This window comes from Streptomyces sp. NPDC030798 (genome assembly GCF_055572275.1).
The window spans coordinates 1-16902 of sequence record NZ_JBVIDR010000002.1 but is presented as its reverse complement, the minus strand read 5'-3'; the positions used below and the strand labels follow the sequence as shown (position 1 = coordinate 16902).

Here is a 16902-nt window from a genome sequence, read left to right as displayed (position 1 = left end):
CCCCCGCTCAGGACGCGCCCATCACCTCCTCGTCCACGGCCGGAATCCACCCCCCGCCGGGCCGCCGCAGCCACCCCTCCCCCCGAGCCAGTTCCGTCGCCGCTTCCCGCAGGGCGTCCAGGGCCGGGTGGGACAGTCCTCGTCGCCACACCAGGGACACCGGTGACAGCGGTACCGGGTCGACGAGAGGCCGCAGCACCGTGTCGGGCAGGGACGGGAAGTCGGTCACGGCCAGGATCGGGGTGCGGGTCTTGGACATGATGCGCTGGAACTCCTCGTCCCCGACCGCCAGGGGCAGGGGTGGGGCCAGGTGGATGCCGCGGGACTCGAAGAGGTGGAGGGCCAGGTCGGTCCACTCGCGGGTGCGTGGGTTGCCGGCGCCGGCGTAGACCGTTTCGCCGGTCAGTGCCGCCAGCGGGACCTCGGGGAGGGTGGCGAGGGGGTGGTCGTCGGGGAGGACGACGGCCATCGGTTCGTAGCGGACCGGCTGGTGGGCCAGGCCGGAGCGCAGGGTCGGGTCCAGGCCGGCGAAGCGGCCGAAGGAGGCGTCCAGGCGGCCGGCGAGCAGGTCCGCGGCGGCTCCCGTCAGACCGCTTTCGTAGCGCGCCATCAGCTCGTGGTCGGGGGCCAGTTCGCGGGCCCGGTGCAGTACGCGCCGGCCGGTGACCAGCCCGGCGGAGTTGAGGTCGACCAGCAGGGGACGGGCCTGGCCGAAGGCGGCGAGGAGGTCGTCCTGGGCGGCCAGCACCCGCCGGGCGTGCGGCAGCAGCCGCTCGCCGTCCGCCGTGAGCGTCACCTGCCGGGTGGTCCGTACGAACAGCTCGGCACCCAGCTCCCGCTCCAGCCGCCGCACGTCCCGGCTGAGCGCCTGCTGGGCGACGTACAGGCGGGCCGCGGCGCGGGTGAAGTGCAGTTCCTCGGCGACGGTGACGAAGGCGCGGAGGAGGCGGGGGGCCGGCGAGGCGGGGGCGGGCATGGCGGGAACTTACAACAGAGGTGCGTGAATGTGACCCCAGAAGGTGTTGGACCCCGTGATCCACTCCGGGTCACCGTGGAGTCATGCCTCCCCAGACCTCGGCGTACCGCCGTCTGTTCGCCCTGCCCGGCACCCGCGCCTTCACCGCCGGCAACCTCGTCGCCCGGCTGCCCATGGGCATGTTCGGGGTGAGCGCGGTCGTGATGATCGCCGGGTCCCGGGGGTCGTACGCCCTCGCCGGTGCCGTCACCGCCACCGGGCTCGCGGCGACCGGGCTGGCCGGCCCCTGGATCGCGCGGCTCGTGGACCGCTACGGGCAGGCCCGGGTCGCCGTGCCGGCCACGCTCACGGCCGTACTCGCAAGCCTCGCGCTGCTGCTGTGCGTGCGGTACGGCGCACCGGACTGGACGTTGTTCGCCGCCTACGCCGCCACCGCCGCCACTCCCAACATCGGCGGGCTGTCCCGCTCCCGCTGGGCCCATCTGCTGCGCGACGACCCCGCCGCCCTGCACACCGCGACCTCCTTCGAACAGGCCGCCGACGAGCTGTGCTTCATGCTCGGGCCGGTGCTGGCGTCCTTCCTGACCGGCACCTTCTTCCCGGAGGCGGGCACGCTCGCCGGGGCCGGGCTGTTGCTGGCCGGGATGCTGTGGTTCACCGCGCAGCGCGCCACCGAACCCCCTGCGCGGGCCGCCCGTTCGAAGGCTCCGTCGCCGTTGCGGAGTCCGGGGATACCACCGCTGCTGGCCTGCTTCGTGGCGACCGGCGCGGTGTTCGGCTCCATGGAGGTCGTCACCATCGCCTACGCCGACGCGCTGGGGCACCGCGCGGCGGCCGGTGCCGTGCTCGCGCTGCAGGCGGCCGGCTCGTGCGCGGCGGGGCTGCTGTACGGGGCGCTGAAGCCGGCCGGGCTCCGGTTCGCGCACTGTCTGGCGGCGATGGCCGCGCTGATGTGTCTGCCCTGGTGCGCGGCCGTCACCGCCGGGTCGCTCACGGTGCTGGCCGGGGTGCTGCTCGTCGCGGGCATGGCCACCGCGCCGACGATGGTGACCGCCATGACCCTGGTGCAGGAGCGCACCCCGGCCGACCGGCTGCACGAGGGGATGAGCCTCGTCGTCACCGGTCTGCTCACCGGCATCGCCTGCGGCTCGGCGGCCGGTGGCTGGGCGGCGGAGCACCTCTCCCCCGCCGGTGCCTTCGCGGTGCCTGCCCTGGCCGCGGGGGTGGCCGCGGCCATCGGCTCGGGTCGCCCGCCGAGGGGCCCGAGGGTGTCGGGTCGGCCGATTGCTGACTTCAGGTCGGCCGATTGCTGACTTCAGGTAGTCGTTCGGTACCGGAAAGGATTCCATTCGGGGTCTCCTTCACCCATGATCGGTTGCGCCGCAAGGCACACGCCGAGAAACACACATGCATCACAGGGGGAACGAATGCGACGCAAGCTGGCCGGTCTCGTGGGGATACTCGCGGTGGCGCTGGCTCTGGGAGCCGGGGTGACGGGCCACGGGCTCGCGGGGTCCGGCAAGAGCACGGGGCACCAGGTCGTCGCCGACGACCGCGGACCGAAGTTCGCCGGCTCCTGAGCCGTACCGGCCACATCGGCCGCGGCGCTCCCTCCCCGCACCACCTCCGGGGACGGAGCGCCGCGGTGTGTCAGCCGGGCTCCACTGCCCTCGGGCAGCGCGGCGGAACGTCACCCCCGCCGCCGGCTCCCCTCCGGCAGCCCCATGGCCTCGAAGTGCCCGGCCGCCGCGCGACGGTGTTCCGCCGCGCGGCCGGGGTCGCCCGTGCCCTCCAGTGCGTGGGCGATGCCGTCCAGGGCCCAGGCCGTTTCGATGCGGTACTCGCTGGCGGAGGCGTGCTCGAAGGCCGTGCGGTGCAGTTCCAGTGCCCGGGCGTGCTCGCCGCGGCGCCGGTGGACGAGGCCGGCGATGTTCTCGATCTGGGCCTGCCAGGGTTTGGCGCCGAGCGGGGTGACCAGGGTCAGGGCCCGCTCCACATAGGCCGGGGCCTGGTCCCCGTGGCCGTCGCGCTGGCAGACGTCGGCCATGAGGACGTTGGTGAGGGCCACGCACCGGGGCATCGCGAACTCGTCGCACAGGTCGAGTGCCTGTTCGAGGGCGGCGCGGGCCGGTTCGTGGGCGCCGCCGAACAGGTGGGCGATGGCCAGGTCGTTCAGTGCGGCGACCTGGTGCAGGCGCTCACCGATGCGCCGCTGGAGCAGGACGGCCCGCTGGGCGGCGGCGACCGCATCCTCGGTCCGGCCGAGCCAGGCGTAGACCGAACTGAGGTTGCACAGGGCGAAGTTCTCCTCCTGTTCGACGGCTGCCTCGCGGAAGGCGTCGATCGCCTGCTCCAGTAGTTCGCTCCCGTCGGCCAGGCGGCCGAGCGCGCAGCAGGCCCAGCCCAGTTCGCCCAGGTAGTAGCCCTCGCTGACCCGGTCGTGCTGGGCGCGGGCGAGCCGCAGTCCCTCCTCGGCGACGTCCGTCGCCGCCCGGAAGTCGCCCAGCATGGAGTGGCCGGCGACCATGTTGCGCAGACTGAACTGCAGGGCGAGCGGGTCCTGGTCGCGGCGGGCGGCGGCGACGCCGATCGCGGCGACCTCCTGGTAGCCCTTGATGTCGCCGCGCCGGTGGAGCTGGAAGAGGGTGTTGCGGGCGATGTAGGCGGCCTGGAGGTCGAAACCCTGTTCGTGGCCGACCCCGACGGTCGCCTGCAGGGCCCGCTGTTCCCGGTCGAACCAGCGCTGCGCCTCGGCCCTGCTGCCCAGCGGCGGCAGTTCGGGGAGCTTTCCGGCGCGGGCGATCTGGTACTGGGCCCGGGCCGGGAACAGCGCCCGGCAGGCCTCGTCCGTCGCCGCGACGTAGTAGTCGAGCAGTCCGCCCAGCGCGGTACGTCCCTCCGCCCGCTCCTCGTCGTCGGCGCTCTCGCCCAGCCCGCGGGCGAAGCTGCGCACGAGGTCGTGGAAGGAGTACAGGCCGACGCCGGGCTGGCGCAGCAGGTGCACGTCGAGCAGCGCCTCCAGCAGGTCCTCGGCGTCCAGCGGGCCGGTGCCGAAGAGGGCGGCCGCCCCGTGCACGTCGATGTCGGTGCCGGGGTGCAGGCCCAGCAGCCGGAAGGCGCGCTGCTGGTCGGGGTCCAGGACCTGGTAGGAGAGCTGGATGGTGGTGGCGACGCTGCGTTCGTTGGAGCACAGCTCCTTGAGCAGCCGGGACTCGTCGTGGAGTCGTCCGACCAGGTACTGCAGGGTCCAGTGCGGGCGGTTGCACAGCCTGGCGGCGGCGATGCGCAGGGCCAGCGGCAGATGGCCGCACAGGTCGGCCAGCACCCGGGCCGCCTTGGGTTCGGCGGCCACGCGCTGTTCACCGAGCGTCCGGGTGAGCATCAGCGCGCTCTGCTCGGGGTCCATGCTGCCGAGGGTCAGCCACTGCGCGCCGTCGAGGTCGACCAGGCGGACCCGGCCGGTCACGATGACGAAACCTTTCGTCATGCCGGACAGCAGCGGCCGTACCTGCGCGGTGTCGGCCGCGTTGTCCAGGATCAGCAGCAGGCGCCGGTCCGCCGTCCAGGACCGCAGCAGCGCGAAGCGGCCCTGGGCGTCGTCGGGGATCTGCGCGTCCGGCGCGCCGAGTTCGCGCAGCAGCGCGGCGGCCACGAAGTCGGGCTGCAGCGGCCGTTCGCCGGGCGTGAAGCCGCGCAGGTCGATGTAGAGCCGGCCGTCGGGATAGGCGTCGGCCAGCTGGTAGGCGGCGTGCACGGCGAGCGTCGACTTGCCCGTGCCGCCCATGCCGTCGATGCCGACGAGCCGGGTGCGCCCCGGGCCGGCGCCCATCTCCAGCAGCCGCCGCAGCTCCCGGTCCCGGCCGGTGAAGTCCGCGAGGTCGTACGGCAGGGTGCACGGCGGGCTCGCCGGTGCCGTCTCCGGCGGGGCGGGGGCCCGGGGTTCGCAGCGCGGGGCGGCGAGTTCGGGGTTGCCGCGCAGGATGTCCTCGTGGAGCCGGGCCAGCTCCGCGCCGGGGTCGATGCCGAGTTCCTCGGCGAGCAGGTCGCGCAGCCTGCCGTACTCGGCGAGGGCCTCGGCCTGCTGGCCCGAGCGGTACAGGGCGAGCATCAGCCGGCCGCGCAGCCGCTCGCGCAGCGGGTGGGCGTCGACGGCCCGGCGCAGGTCGCCGACCAGCTCGCCGCTCTCGCCCGCCCGTAGCCGCAGTTCGTAGAGCTGTTCGAAGGCCGCGAGGCGGTGCTCCTCCAGCGCGGTGGCGGCGGCGTCGATGACCGGGCCGCCCTGGCCGCACATCACGGTGCCGCGCCACTGCGCGAGCGCCGACCCGAGCTTCTCCACCGCGTCCGCGGGCCGGCCGGCGGCCACGTCGGCGGCGGCTTCCATGGCGCCCTGCTGGAAGTCGTGCAGGTCGAGCTGGCCGTCCGCGACGACCGCCCGGTATCCGGCGGCCTCGGTGACGACGAAGTCGGCGCCGCCCGGGATGCGCCGTCTGAGTTCGGCGACCGTCTTGCGGATCTGCCGCACCGCGGTCGCGGGCGGCTCCTCGCCCCACACCGCCTCGATCAGCCGGGAGACCGTCACCACGTGGTGGGCCTCCAGCAGGAGCACGGTCAGCACCCGCTCCTGGATCGGTCCGCCGAGCTTCACCCGACGGCGTCCCTCCCAGCACTCCAGGGCGCCGAGGATGTTGAACCGCACCGCGCCTTCGACGGGTCTCGTCATCGTGCTGCGCTCCCCCTTGTCACTGCCAAACCCCAGGTCGTGGGGCCTGCGCAAAGGATCTTAGGCGGCTGCCGGGCCCAGCGGTACCCGTTCGGAACACGGCCGGTACCACCTCCCCGAACACTTCTCGGTAAAGCCCCCCACAGCCCTTGCCAGAAAGAGCAAGCCTGATATGAGTGTCTACCTGCGCCGAAACTTCCTGCTCAGCTTCCTGGCATCCTTCATTTCGCTGTTCGGCTCGAAGCTGCTGATGATCTCCTATGCCGCCTATGTGTTCAAGGAGAGCGGCAGCGCGACCCTTTCCGCGATCGTGTTCGCGGCGGACTGGATCGCCAACCTGTTCGTCGGCATCTTCGCCGCGCAGTACATCGACCGGCAGAACGCGAAAACGCTGCTCATCAAGCTGAATGTGGCCGCCGCCGTCTTCACGCTGCTCTTCCTGGCCTTTCTGACCCCCGGCATGTTCGCCGGCGCGGTCGCCATCGTCTTCGTGCGCTCCCTGCTCAAGAGCGCCGTCAGCAACGCCCGGGTGAAGGCGTTGGTGCAGTTCTTCGACGAGCGGGAGACCGACCTGTACTCGCCGGTCTTCAACTCCAGCCTGCCGCTCGCGCTGGCGCTCGCGGGGGCGGTCGGCGTGTTCATCCTGAAGTTCGTCGGCTTCACGGCGGTGGTGTGGATCGACGCAAGTGCCTTTGTGGTGGCGGCCGTTCTGACGGTATTCGTACGGCCCCACGAGCAACGCCTCGCGGAATCCCTGGCCTCCGCCAAGGCCGCCGGCCGGCGCGGCAGCCTGGCCGGGGCACGGGAGGCGCTCGCGCTCATGGGACGCGAGGAGGTCATCGGCACGGCCGTCTTCTACATCGTGCTGTCCGTAACCGCTTTCCAGGCGACTTACGAGTCCCTCATCACCGTGATTCCCCAAGTCTGGTTCCACTGGGGCGAGTCCGGCACGGCGCTGTTCTTCACCTTCGAATCCGTCAGCATCATGGCCGGTATTTTCCTCTACCAGTTCTGCAGCCGGCGTGAACTGATCACAGCTGCGAACGGCACCATGGTGAACCTGGGCGCCGTGACCGCCGCCACACTCTGCTACCTGGCGATGCCGGCCGCGCGCGGGAACATCTACCTCTGCGTCGCCCTGTTCTCGGTCATGGTGCTGTGCGGCGAGGTCGTGTGGGTGCACCAGTTCAAGCTGATGATCGCCCACACCCCGGACGCGCAGGTCTCCTCGGTGGTGGGCGTGCAGACCGCGATCGGCTACAGCCTGATGGCCGTCTTCGCCTTCGTCTTCGCCCGCGGCATGGACGGCATCGGCGTCGCCCCGTCCGTCTACGCCGACATCGTCCTCGTCGTGGCGCTGGTCGGCGGCTGGGAGCTGCTGCGCGGACGGCTGCGCCGCCGGGTCCCGAGCCCCGCCCCTTCCCTCCCGGTACCGGACGACGTCCGGGCCGCCAACTGACGCATCCCCGAAGACACACCGCCACCCGACGCACCGGGAAGAGAGAGACGCCCACCCATGCACCCGGCCAAGCCGCAGGCCTTCGTCCTGCTGGAACTGCTCAACCACATGGTCCTGATCGCCCGCGAGGCCAAGAAGCGCGGCCTGAAGGTGATCGCCCTCAACCACAACCCGCTGCTCACCGAGGGCCCGTTCGCCGTGCCGGACGGCGTGGTCGACGAGCTGGTCCCGGTCGCCTCCTGGACGGACGCCGGGGCGGTCGACGGCCTGGTCGACGACCTCCTCACCCGCTACGAGGTGGCCGGCACCTACGCCGCCTTCGAGGGCGCGCTGCGCTCCGAGGCCCGGCTGCGCGAGCTGGCCGGCCTGCCCACCAGCGGCGCCGCCACCGTGAGCCGCGTCCTGGACAAGGCCCTGGTGCGCTCCGACCTGTACGCCGAGGGCCTGACCGCCCTGCGCTCGACGACCCTGGCCGAGGCGCTGACCTGGCCGGAGTGGCGCTTCGACCGGGCGGCGGTGCTCAAGCCGGCCAACGGCACCGGCAGCGCCCTGTGCTTCACGGTCGGCTCGCTCCCCGAACTCCGCGCGGCGGCCGAGCGGATCGCCGCCGTCCAGGTCGGGAACGCGCTGATGGCGGAGTACATCCGGGCGCACGGCGAGTTCGTCCTGGAGGAGCGCGCCGAGGGCGAGCTGCTGTCGGTGGAGTCCCTGGTGCACCGGGGCGAGGTGCACGTGGTCGGGCTCACCGGACGCTACGTCTCCGCGCTCGACCCGGTCGTGGAGCTGGGCGTGTGCTTCCCGTACCGGCATCCGCGCCACGACGAGATCGTGGCCCGCGCGGTGGACTTCCACCGCAGCCTGGGCATCACCCACGGGCCGACCCACCTCGAGGTCATGGTGCCCGACGAGGGACCCGTGGAGCTGATCGACTTCAATCTGCGCACCGCCGGCGTGGGCATGGCCGTCTGCATCGGCAACGCCTTCGGCATCGAGTACGCCGTCCCGCTCACCGACCTCGCCTGCGGCCGGCGCCCGGACCTCGCCTTCCTGGAGCGCACCCCGCGCCACTCGGCCGATCTGCTGCTCCTGCCGCCGCCCGGCGCGACCGTGATGACCGACCTGGCCTTCCCGGAGGGCACCGAGTACGGCAGGGCGACCAAGCCCTTCGGGCAGCCCCTGAGCGGACGCGCCGACCAGCTCGACGTGGTCGCCATGCTCGTCGTCACCGCGGACACCCCCGAGGAGCTGCACCAGCGGGCCCTCGAGGTGCGCCGGACCACCGTCTTCAACGGCGAACCGCTCGGCGACCACCCGAACAACCGGGTGGTGTCGCCGCGCCACTACCTGTTCACCGCGACTCCCGCCTGACACCCGCAAGGAGACAACTCCGCATGACCGTCACCACCGAGACCGGCTCCCGTCCGGAGCACGGCACCGGCGCCGACCCCGAGCGCCTCTTCGAGCGGCACTTCGCCGCCCGGTTCACCGGGGACGCCCTCACCGGCCTGCAGCAGCGGTTCCGTGAGGAGCACATCGTGCCGCTGCGCGGCTTCTGCCCGCCCGAGCTGCTGGCCCCCCTCCAGCAGGAGGCGTTCGGGATCATGGACGAGCACGGGGTGGACCGCAAGTTCAGCTTCGACATCACCGACGGCACGCCCCGTCAGATGACCACGGTCGGCCAGCCGGTCATCCGGGAGCACGGCCCGCTCATCCACGCCACCTACTTCTCCCCGGCGGTCAAGGAACTGCTGTCGCAGGTGGTCGGCGAGGAGGTGTTCACCTGCCCGTACGCCGGTGAGCACTACGTGATCAGCCGTCTCGGCAAGAGCGGCGACACGCACGGCTGGCACTGGGACGACTACACCTACGGCTTCATCCTGGTGCTGCAGGCCCCCGACTACCGCGACGGCGGCTTCGTCCAGGCCGTGCCGCACACCTCCTGGGACAAGCAGAACCCGGACGTGCACGGAGCGCTGCTGAAGAGCCAGGTCCGCTCCTACGCCTTCGAGGCCGGCGACGCCTACGTGGTGAAGACCGACACCACCATGCACCGGGTGTATCCGATCCGCGGCGAGACGACCCGCACGATCGTCAACATGACGTGGGCGAACGGCGCGGACCTGCGCCGCGAGATCACCCACGAGACCAACGACGCGCTGTTCGGGGGCACCGGTGAGTAGTCCGCAGCGCACCGAGGAGCCCCTGCTGACGGCGGGCGAGCCGCGGGAGTCCATGCGGGTCCTGCCGGGCTTCGTCCAGCCGTACCTGACCTGGATCACCGGGGTCCCGCTCAAGGGTGGCAGGCAGCTGATCCCGTGGAGCCCGGCCAAGGCCGGTCTGCTGGGCCTGGTGCAGATGGCCGGCGGCATCGCGCTCGGCGCCTGGGCGATGCACCCGTTCACCGCCCTCTCGCCGCTGCTGCTGGTGCTGGGCTGGCTGCTGACCAGCGGCGGCATGCGGCGCCTGGACGTCGTGGTGGTGCACCAGACCCTGCACCGCATGTTCACCAAGAAGGCGTGGAGCAACCGCCTGGTCGGCGAGCTGATCACGACGGTGTTCTGGCGCACCCCGTACGACGAGAACCGCAAGGAGCACCTGACCCACCACGCCTACCCCTGCTCGATGAAGGACGGCGACACCCGCTACCTGCTGTCGACGGGGATGCGCCCGGGGATGACCCGGACGGAGTTCCGGCGCTACCTGTGGGCGACGCTGTTCTCGCCGCGCCACCACGGCCGGTTCTTCTTCGGCCGGGTGAAGTCCAACTTCGTCGGGGTGCAGCCGCGCTACCGGCTGGTGATGTCGCTGGTGTACCTGGCCGCCACGGTCGCCTTCCTGGCGCTGACCGGCTGGTGGCGTGAGTGGCTGGTGCTGTGGCTGGTGCCGGCGTCGGTGTTCTTCCAGTCGTGCACCTACCTGTACACGATGACCGAGCACCGCTGGTGGCTGTTCGGCAACCAGGAGCGGCTCCCCCGGGACAAGCGGGACCTGCTCACCTTCGGCCGCTTCTGCGGCGAGGCCGTGCCGGACGCCTCCCTGACCGGGGGCCGCAAGGCGGCAGCCTGGGCGAGGTGGACCTTCCGGATGCTGGTGGTGCACTCCTCGTACCGGATGTTCGTGCTCGTCGGCGACACCGTCCAGCACGATCTGCACCACGTCATGCCGGCCTGCGACTGGGCCAACTCGCCCTGGATCCGGGCCGACGACCAGGACAACCGGCCCGAGCGCTACACCGAGGTGTGGGGCTCGCTCGCCGACCATCTGCAGGCCGCGGGCCAGGTCGGCGACGACCGGGCGGGGCTGCCCGAGGACGTCGCGCCCACGCCGTGGACGCAATCCATACCGGTCGTCACCGGGGCCGTGACGCCCGACGGCCGCACAGTGAAGGGGCGGTTGTGACCCACGTACTGGTGATCGACGGCACGGGCCGCGGCCACGCGATCTGTGACCTGTTCGTCCGCACGAACCCCTCGGTGACCGTGTATTACGGCCCGGGCTGCGACGCCCTGACGGACGAGCGCGTCGTCAGCGTCCCGGAGATCCGGCTGGACGACCCGGCGACGGCGCTCCGGTTCCTGGCCGCCCACCCGGTGGAGTTCGTGTTCGTCTCCCACATCGACGCGCTGTGCGCCGGGTACACCGACGTGCTGTCCGCGCACGGCCACCGGGTGATCGGGCCGTCCCGGGAGGCGGCCGCCCTGGAGGCCAGCAAGGAACGGGGCAAACGTTTCTGTGCGGAGCACGGACTGCCCACGGCCGAGTACGCCGCGTTCACCGACGCGGCGGCGGCCCGGGAGTACGTCCGGCAGCGCCCCTACGCCTGTGTCGTGAAGACGGACGGGCTCACCCCGGACGGGGACGGATCGGTGGTGTGCGAGACCGCGGCCGAGGCGGAGGCGGCCGTGGACGCGTTCGCCGCCGTACAGGGCGAGCACCTGCAACTCGTCGTGGAGGAGCGGCTCTACGGCCGGGAGATCTCGGTCTTCGCCCTGCTGGACGGCGAGGACTACCTGCTCTTCCCGACCGCGCTGGACTTCAAGCGGACGCTCGAGGGGGACGCCGGCAAGAACTGCGACGGCATGGGCTCCCTCGCCCCGCACCCCGAGTCCTCACCGGCCCTGCTGGAGCAGATCCGCCGGGACCTCGTCGAGCCGTTCCTGCGCGGTCTCGCCGCCGAGGGGCTGGCGTACACCGGGTTCGTCTACATCGGCGCGATGCTCACCGCGGCGGGCCTGAAGGTCATCGAGATCAACACCCGGTTCGGCGACTCCGAGGCGGAGGCCGTGCTGCCCGGCGTGCACAGCGACTTCACCGAGCTGTGCCGGGCGGTGCTGCGCCGCGACCTCGCCAACAGCCTGCTCGTCACCGACGCTCTGGTGCGCTGCAGCGTGGCCCTCACCCAGGGCTGCGTCGACCCCGCCGACCCGGCGGCCGCGCCCGGCTGGCCGTTCGGCGCCTTCACCACCGGGCAGCCGGTGCTGGGCCTCGCCCAGTTCCCGCGCGACAACGCCCGCCTCTTCTACGCCAACCTGCGCGCCGACGCCGACGGCCGGCCGGTCACCAGCGGCGGCCGGGTGCTGCACGTGGTCGGCGCCGGCCGCACCCTCACCGAGGCACGGGCCCAGGCCTACCGGCGCATCGGCGGCATCTCGTTCCCCGGCATGCGTCACCGCACCGACATCGGAGCCGCCTTCGACACCGGCTCCCCGCTGCCCGCCGACGCCGAGCCGGCCGTCGTGGAAACCGGGAGGTAACCCCTCATGACCACGCTCACCCTCGACACCACCACGCCGGCCCGCTCGGTCTTCGAGACCGCCGAATCGGCCGTACGGTCCTACTCACGCGCCTTCCCCGCGGTGTTCACCAGCGCCAAGGGCGACCTGCTCGTCGGGCAGGACGGCACCCGCTACATCGACTTCCTCTCCGGTGCCGGGACCCTCAACTACGGGCACAACCCGGACCCGGTCAAGGACGAGCTGATCGAGTATCTGCGCGCCGACGGCCTCGTGCACGGCCTGGACCTGTCGACCTCGGCCAAGGCGGGCTTCCTGGAGGCCTTCCGGACCCTCGTCCTGCAGCCCCGGGGCCTGGACTACAAGGTCCAGTTCACCAGCCCGTCCGGCACCAACGCCGTCGAGGCCGCGCTGAAGGTGGCCCGGCTGGCCACCGGCCGCACCAACGTCATCGCCTTCGGCGGCGGCTTCCACGGCGTGAGCACCGGCTCCCTCGCGGCCACCGGCTCCACCTACTACCGCGAGGGCCTGGAGAACACGCTCCCCCAGGTCACCCACATCCCCTACCCGGTCTCCCCGCTGGGCGAGTTCGACAGCCTGGGGCTGCTGCGCCGGCTGCTGGACGACCCCAGCTCCGGCGTCGACAAACCGGCCGCCGTGCTGCTGGAGACGGTCCAGGGCGAGGGCGGTGTCTGGGTGGCACCGGTGCCGTTCCTGCAGGAGCTGCGCGCGCTGTGCGACCGGCACGGCATCCTGCTGATCGTCGACGACATCCAGGCCGGCTGCGGCCGCACCGGCACCTTCTTCTCCTTCGAGCGGGCCGGCATCGCCCCCGACCTGGTCACCCTGTCCAAGGCCATCGGCGGCTACGGCCTGCCCATGGCGATCGTGCTGATCAAGCCGGAGTACGACATCTGGCGTCCCGGCCAGCACAACGGCACCTTCCGCGGGCACCAGCTCGCCTTCGTCGCGGCCGCCGCCGCCCTGCGGCACTACTGGTCCGACGACACCTTCGTCCGGCAGATACGCACCAAGGCCGACCTGGTCACCGACTTCCTCCAGCGCCGGGTGGCCCAGCCCTTCGGCGCCGGCGTCCGGGGCATCGGCCTGATGCGCGCCGTCGACCTCACCGGCGTACCCGGCGTGGAGGCCGCCGAGGTGTCCCGGCGGTGCTTCGAGAAGGGGCTGATCGTCGAGACCTGCGGCCGCCACGACGAGGTACTCAAGATCCTTCCGCCACTCACCGTCAGCCAGGTCAACCTGTCGGCGGGGCTGCAGACGCTCGTCGACGCCCTGACGGAGCTGACCGCCCACCCCGTCAGCGAGGCAGCCGCATGAAGACCGCCGTCATCATCTCCACCCGAGGCTTCGGCGTGTTCCGGCACGACCTCCTCGTCGACCCGGCCGAGGTGCGCCTCGTCGGCGTCTTCGCCGACCGGGACGTGGACAACCTCACCGCCGAACAGCGCGCCTGGTTCGAACGGATCCACGTCGTGCCGTGCGGGCTGGCCGACCCCACACCCATGCTGTACTCGCTCGTCGACCTGGAGGCCGCCCGCGAGGCGGTCGCCGGGTTGCTGACCGACACCGCCTCGGCCGACCTCACCGTGCACTGCTACGACGAGCAGAACATGATGGTCGCCGCCGAACTGCGCACCCACTTCGGCCTCCAGGGGCCCAAGGTCGCCGACATCCTGCCGTTCCGCGACAAGTGCCTGATGAAGCAGCGGCTCCTGGACGCCGGCGTGCGTGTGCCGCTCTTCGGCCACTTCGACGCCGAGCGGCACGCGGTCGCCCCCGAGGCCTACTTCCAGACGATCGTCGCCGAGGTCGGGCTGCCCTTCATCCTCAAGCCGACCGACGCGGCCGCCTCCGAGGGCGTCCTGAAGATCAGCGACTGCGACGAGTTCACCGCGCTGCCGTCCGACTTCGGCCGGGCGTACGAGTACGAGGAGTTCGTCGCCGGGACGATGTACAGCGTCAACATCGTCTCGGACGCGGGCCGTACCGTCTTCGGCGGCGTCACCGAGTACCTGGTGAACTCGCTGGAGGTGCCGGGCGGCAAGGTCAACGCCGACATCAACCTGATCGACTCCGACCCGCGCGTCGCCCGCATGGTGGCCTTCGCCGAGCGCGCCCTGGACGCGCTCGGCCGCCCCGACGGCGGCTCCCACCTGGAGCTGTTCCACACCGAGGACGACGAACTCGTCTTCCTGGAGGTCGGCGCCCGCTTCAAGGGCATGGCGGGCCTCGCCGCCATGCAGCGCAACTACGGCATCGCGTTCGTCAACCTCGCCTTCGAGATCGAGTCCGGCGTCAAGAGCCTGCCCTACGACGGGGAGCAGATCTACTGCTTCGACGGGGTGGTCCCCAAGGCGCAGGGCGTCGTGCGCGAGCTGATCGAGCCCGAGCTGGAGAGCCACGTCGAGATGACCTGGAAGGTCGAGATCGGCGAGGAGATCGAGAGCAGCAACTCCCTGCTCGCCAACGGCGGCACGTTCCTGGTCTCCAACAAGGACTACGAGGCCGCCTACCGCGACTTCAAGCGCCTCGCCGAGTACCGGCCCATCCGCTACGCCGCGCCCAGCCGGGTCCTCGGCATCCCGCCGGCCGCGCCCGAGAACGCCTACGCCTACTTCCAGGACCTGAGACTGGCCTGCGAGACCGACCCGTACGACGTCCACCACGACCTGGTGGAGGGCGTGCGCGACGTGGTGGTCCTGGACGTGCGGCGTCCCGTCGCGTACGCCACGGAGCATGTGCGCGGCGCCCGCAGCCTCCCCCACCAGGACATCTCCTCCGAGACGGTCCGCACGCTCGACCCCGAGCCGCTCTACGTCACCTACGGCTGGGGTCCCGCCTGCAACGGCGGCACCCGCGCCGCCGCCAAGCTGTCGGCGCTCGGCTTCAAGGTGAAGGAGATGATCGGCGGGTTCGAGTACTGGAAGCGGGGCGGCTACCCGACCGAGCAGGGCGGGCCGTCATGACCACTCCCGGCCTCATGACACCGGAGGGGGCCGACGCCACGCGCGTCGGCCCGCCCCGGGCCCGTACCGTCCGGCGCCTGGACCGGGTGGTCATCCGGTTCGCCGGTGACTCCGGTGACGGCATGCAGCTCACCGGTGACCGCTTCACCTCGGAGACGGCCGCCTTCGGCAACGACCTGTCGACGCTGCCCAACTTCCCCGCCGAGATCAGGGCGCCCGCCGGGACCCTGCCGGGTGTGTCGTCGTTCCAGCTGCACTTCGCCGACCACGACATCCTCACCCCCGGCGACGCGCCGAACGTGCTGGTGGCGATGAACCCGGCCGCGTTGAAGGCCAACGTGGGCGACCTGCCGCGCGGCGCCGAGATCATCGTCAACACCGACGAGTTCACCCGGCGCGCCCTGCAGAAGGTCGGCTACGCCGGCAACCCGCTGGAGGACGGCTCCCTGGACGGCTACCGGGTGCACGCCGTCCCGCTGACGACGCTCACCGTCGAGGCGCTCAAGGAGTTCGCCCTCTCCCGCAAAGAGGCCGAGCGCAGCAAGAACATGTTCGCCCTCGGCCTGCTGAGCTGGATGTACCACCGGCCCACCGAGGGCACCGAGAAGTTCCTGACCTCGAAGTTCGCCAAGAAGCCCGACATCGCCCGAGCCAACATCGCCGCCTTCCGCGCCGGCTGGAACTTCGGCGAGACCACCGAGGACTTCGCGGTGTCGTACGAAGTGGCTCCGGCCGCGCAGGCGTTCACGCCGGGCCGGTACCGGAACATCTCCGGGAACCTGGCCCTCGCCCTGGGGCTGGTGGCGTCCGGCGAGCGCTCAGGCCTGCCGTTGTTCCTGGGGTCGTATCCGATCACCCCGGCCTCGGACATCCTGCACGAGCTGAGCAAGCACAAGAACTTCGGTGTCCGCACCTTCCAGGCCGAGGACGAGATCGCCGGCATCGGCGCCGCACTCGGCGCGGCCTTCGGCGGCTCCCTCGCCGTGACCACCACCTCCGGCCCGGGCGTGGCACTCAAGAGCGAGACGATCGGCCTGGCCGTCTCCCTCGAGCTGCCCCTGCTGATCGTCGACATCCAGCGCGGCGGCCCCTCCACCGGCCTGCCCACCAAGACCGAACAGGCCGACCTGCTGCAGGCCATGTACGGCCGCAACGGCGAGGCCCCGGTCCCGGTCGTCGCCCCCCGCACCCCCGCGGACTGCTTCGACGCCGCCCTGGAAGCCGCCCGGATCGCCCTCACCTACCGCACCCCGGTCTTCCTGCTCTCCGACGGCTACCTCGCCAACGGCTCCGAACCCTGGCGCATCCCCGACCTGGACGAGCTGCCCGACCTGCGCGTGCAGTTCGCCTCCGGCCCCAACCACACACTGCAGGACGGCACCGAGGTCTTCTGGCCCTACAAGCGCGACCCGCAGACCCTGGCCCGCCCCTGGGCGATCCCCGGCACCCCCGGTCTGGAACACCGCATCGGCGGCATCGAGAAGCAGGACGGCACGGGCAACATCTCCTACGACCCCGCCAACCACGACTTCATGGTCCGCACCCGCCAAGCCAAGATCGACCGCATCGACGTCCCCGACATCGAGGTCGACGACCCCCACCAGGCCAAGACCCTGGTCCTGGGCTGGGGCTCCACCTACGGCCCCATCACCGCCGCCGTACGGCGCCTGCGCACCGCCGGCGAATCCATCGCCCAGGCCCACCTGCGCCACCTCAACCCCTTCCCGCACAACCTCGGTGACGTCCTCGCCCGGTACGAGCGCGTCGTCGTCCCCGAGATGAACCTCGGCCAGCTGGCGCTCCTGCTGCGAGCGAAGTACCTGGTCGACGCGGCCTCGTACACCCAGGTCAACGGCATGCCGTTCCAGGCCGAGCAGCTCGCCGAAGCACTGAAGGCAGCCCTCCATGAGAACTGAACTCACCCTGCGTCCCAAGGACTTCAAGTCGGATCAGGAGGTGCGCTGGTGCCCCGGCTGCGGTGACTACGCCATCCTGGCGGCCGTCCAGGGCTTCATGCCCGAACTCGG

At 71.6% G+C, this 16902-nt stretch carries 12 protein-coding genes and 1 pseudogene; 11 read left to right on the top strand and 2 right to left on the bottom strand.

The annotated features are described in order from the left end of the window. Positions 1–7 precede the first annotated feature (7 nt). A complete protein-coding gene (locus ACZ404_RS04595; protein WP_468435897.1) occupies positions 8–976 on the bottom strand; it encodes a LysR family transcriptional regulator in 969 nt (322 codons plus the stop codon). Between the two features lie 83 nt (positions 977–1059). Between ACZ404_RS04595 and ACZ404_RS04590 the strand changes: the two genes are divergently transcribed. Together ACZ404_RS04590 and ACZ404_RS04585 are read left to right on the top strand one after the other, a co-directional pair. Next, on the top strand, positions 1060–2289 hold the full coding sequence (locus ACZ404_RS04590) for an MFS transporter (RefSeq protein ID WP_468435895.1): 1230 nt from the start codon (positions 1060–1062) through the stop codon (positions 2287–2289). A 114-nt stretch (positions 2290–2403) separates the two neighbouring features. Then, complete coding sequence (locus ACZ404_RS04585) at positions 2404–2556, top strand: hypothetical protein (RefSeq protein ID WP_468435893.1); 153 nt, start codon at positions 2404–2406, stop codon at positions 2554–2556. Positions 2557–2666: 110 nt separating this feature from the next. Here the strand turns inward: ACZ404_RS04585 and ACZ404_RS04580 are convergent, their stop codons facing one another. Further along, positions 2667–5696, bottom strand: coding sequence for an AfsR/SARP family transcriptional regulator (locus tag ACZ404_RS04580; RefSeq protein WP_468435891.1), 3030 nt, complete (start codon positions 5694–5696; stop codon positions 2667–2669). A 172-nt stretch (positions 5697–5868) separates the two neighbouring features. Between ACZ404_RS04580 and ACZ404_RS04575 the strand changes: the two genes are divergently transcribed. The 9 genes and pseudogenes from ACZ404_RS04575 to ACZ404_RS04535 all read left to right on the top strand — a co-directional run. Continuing rightward, the gene (locus tag ACZ404_RS04575; RefSeq protein WP_468435890.1) at positions 5869–7155 is read left to right on the top strand and encodes an MFS transporter; all 1287 of its coding nucleotides are present in this window, start codon (positions 5869–5871) and stop codon (positions 7153–7155) included. A gap of 57 nt (positions 7156–7212) precedes the next feature. Further along, complete coding sequence (locus tag ACZ404_RS04570; RefSeq protein ID WP_468435888.1) at positions 7213–8523, top strand: ATP-grasp domain-containing protein; 1311 nt, start codon at positions 7213–7215, stop codon at positions 8521–8523. A 23-nt stretch (positions 8524–8546) separates the two neighbouring features. Further along, positions 8547–9335, top strand: coding sequence for a HalD/BesD family halogenase (locus tag ACZ404_RS04565; RefSeq protein WP_468435887.1), 789 nt, complete (start codon positions 8547–8549; stop codon positions 9333–9335). Continuing rightward, complete coding sequence (locus ACZ404_RS04560) at positions 9328–10554, top strand: fatty acid desaturase (protein ID WP_468435885.1); 1227 nt, start codon at positions 9328–9330, stop codon at positions 10552–10554. Before ACZ404_RS04565 ends, ACZ404_RS04560 begins: the two co-directional genes overlap by 8 nt. Then, positions 10551–11909 carry a phosphoribosylamine--glycine ligase gene (purD, locus tag ACZ404_RS04555; RefSeq protein ID WP_468435883.1) on the top strand — a complete coding sequence of 453 codons (1359 nt, stop codon included), beginning with the start codon at positions 10551–10553 and terminating at the stop codon, positions 11907–11909. Before ACZ404_RS04560 ends, purD begins: the two co-directional genes overlap by 4 nt. A 6-nt stretch (positions 11910–11915) precedes the next feature. Continuing rightward, the gene (gene ectB / locus ACZ404_RS04550; protein WP_468435881.1) at positions 11916–13226 is read left to right on the top strand and encodes a diaminobutyrate--2-oxoglutarate transaminase; all 1311 of its coding nucleotides are present in this window, start codon (positions 11916–11918) and stop codon (positions 13224–13226) included. Next, entirely contained in the window at positions 13223–14875 is a 1653-nt protein-coding gene (locus ACZ404_RS04545; protein ID WP_468435879.1) for a rhodanese-like domain-containing protein, read from the top strand. Before ectB ends, ACZ404_RS04545 begins: the two co-directional genes overlap by 4 nt. Continuing rightward, positions 14872–16791 (top strand): 2-oxoacid:acceptor oxidoreductase subunit alpha, encoded by a 1920-nt coding sequence (locus tag ACZ404_RS04540; protein WP_468435877.1) that lies wholly within the window; start codon positions 14872–14874, stop codon positions 16789–16791. Before ACZ404_RS04545 ends, ACZ404_RS04540 begins: the two co-directional genes overlap by 4 nt. Then, a pseudogene (locus ACZ404_RS04535) lies at positions 16781–16902 on the top strand (2-oxoacid:ferredoxin oxidoreductase subunit beta); the annotation flags it as partial. The gene ACZ404_RS04540 and the pseudogene ACZ404_RS04535, both read left to right, overlap by 11 nt.

What these genes read in the sequence shown, in the direction of transcription:
- ACZ404_RS04595 (WP_468435897.1), bottom strand. Translation starts at nt 976, where the DNA reads ATGCCCGCCCCCGCCTCGCCGGCCCCCCGCCTCCTCCGCGCCTTCGTC.
- ectB (WP_468435881.1), top strand. Translation starts at nt 11,916, where the DNA reads ATGACCACGCTCACCCTCGACACCACCACGCCGGCCCGCTCGGTCTTC.
- ACZ404_RS04590 (WP_468435895.1), top strand. Translation starts at nt 1,060, where the DNA reads ATGCCTCCCCAGACCTCGGCGTACCGCCGTCTGTTCGCCCTGCCCGGC.
- ACZ404_RS04585 (WP_468435893.1), top strand. Translation starts at nt 2,404, where the DNA reads ATGCGACGCAAGCTGGCCGGTCTCGTGGGGATACTCGCGGTGGCGCTG.
- ACZ404_RS04540 (WP_468435877.1), top strand. Translation starts at nt 14,872, where the DNA reads ATGACCACTCCCGGCCTCATGACACCGGAGGGGGCCGACGCCACGCGC.
- ACZ404_RS04580 (WP_468435891.1), bottom strand. Translation starts at nt 5,696, where the DNA reads ATGACGAGACCCGTCGAAGGCGCGGTGCGGTTCAACATCCTCGGCGCC.
- ACZ404_RS04575 (WP_468435890.1), top strand. Translation starts at nt 5,869, where the DNA reads ATGAGTGTCTACCTGCGCCGAAACTTCCTGCTCAGCTTCCTGGCATCC.
- ACZ404_RS04565 (WP_468435887.1), top strand. Translation starts at nt 8,547, where the DNA reads ATGACCGTCACCACCGAGACCGGCTCCCGTCCGGAGCACGGCACCGGC.
- ACZ404_RS04570 (WP_468435888.1), top strand. Translation starts at nt 7,213, where the DNA reads ATGCACCCGGCCAAGCCGCAGGCCTTCGTCCTGCTGGAACTGCTCAAC.
- ACZ404_RS04545 (WP_468435879.1), top strand. Translation starts at nt 13,223, where the DNA reads ATGAAGACCGCCGTCATCATCTCCACCCGAGGCTTCGGCGTGTTCCGG.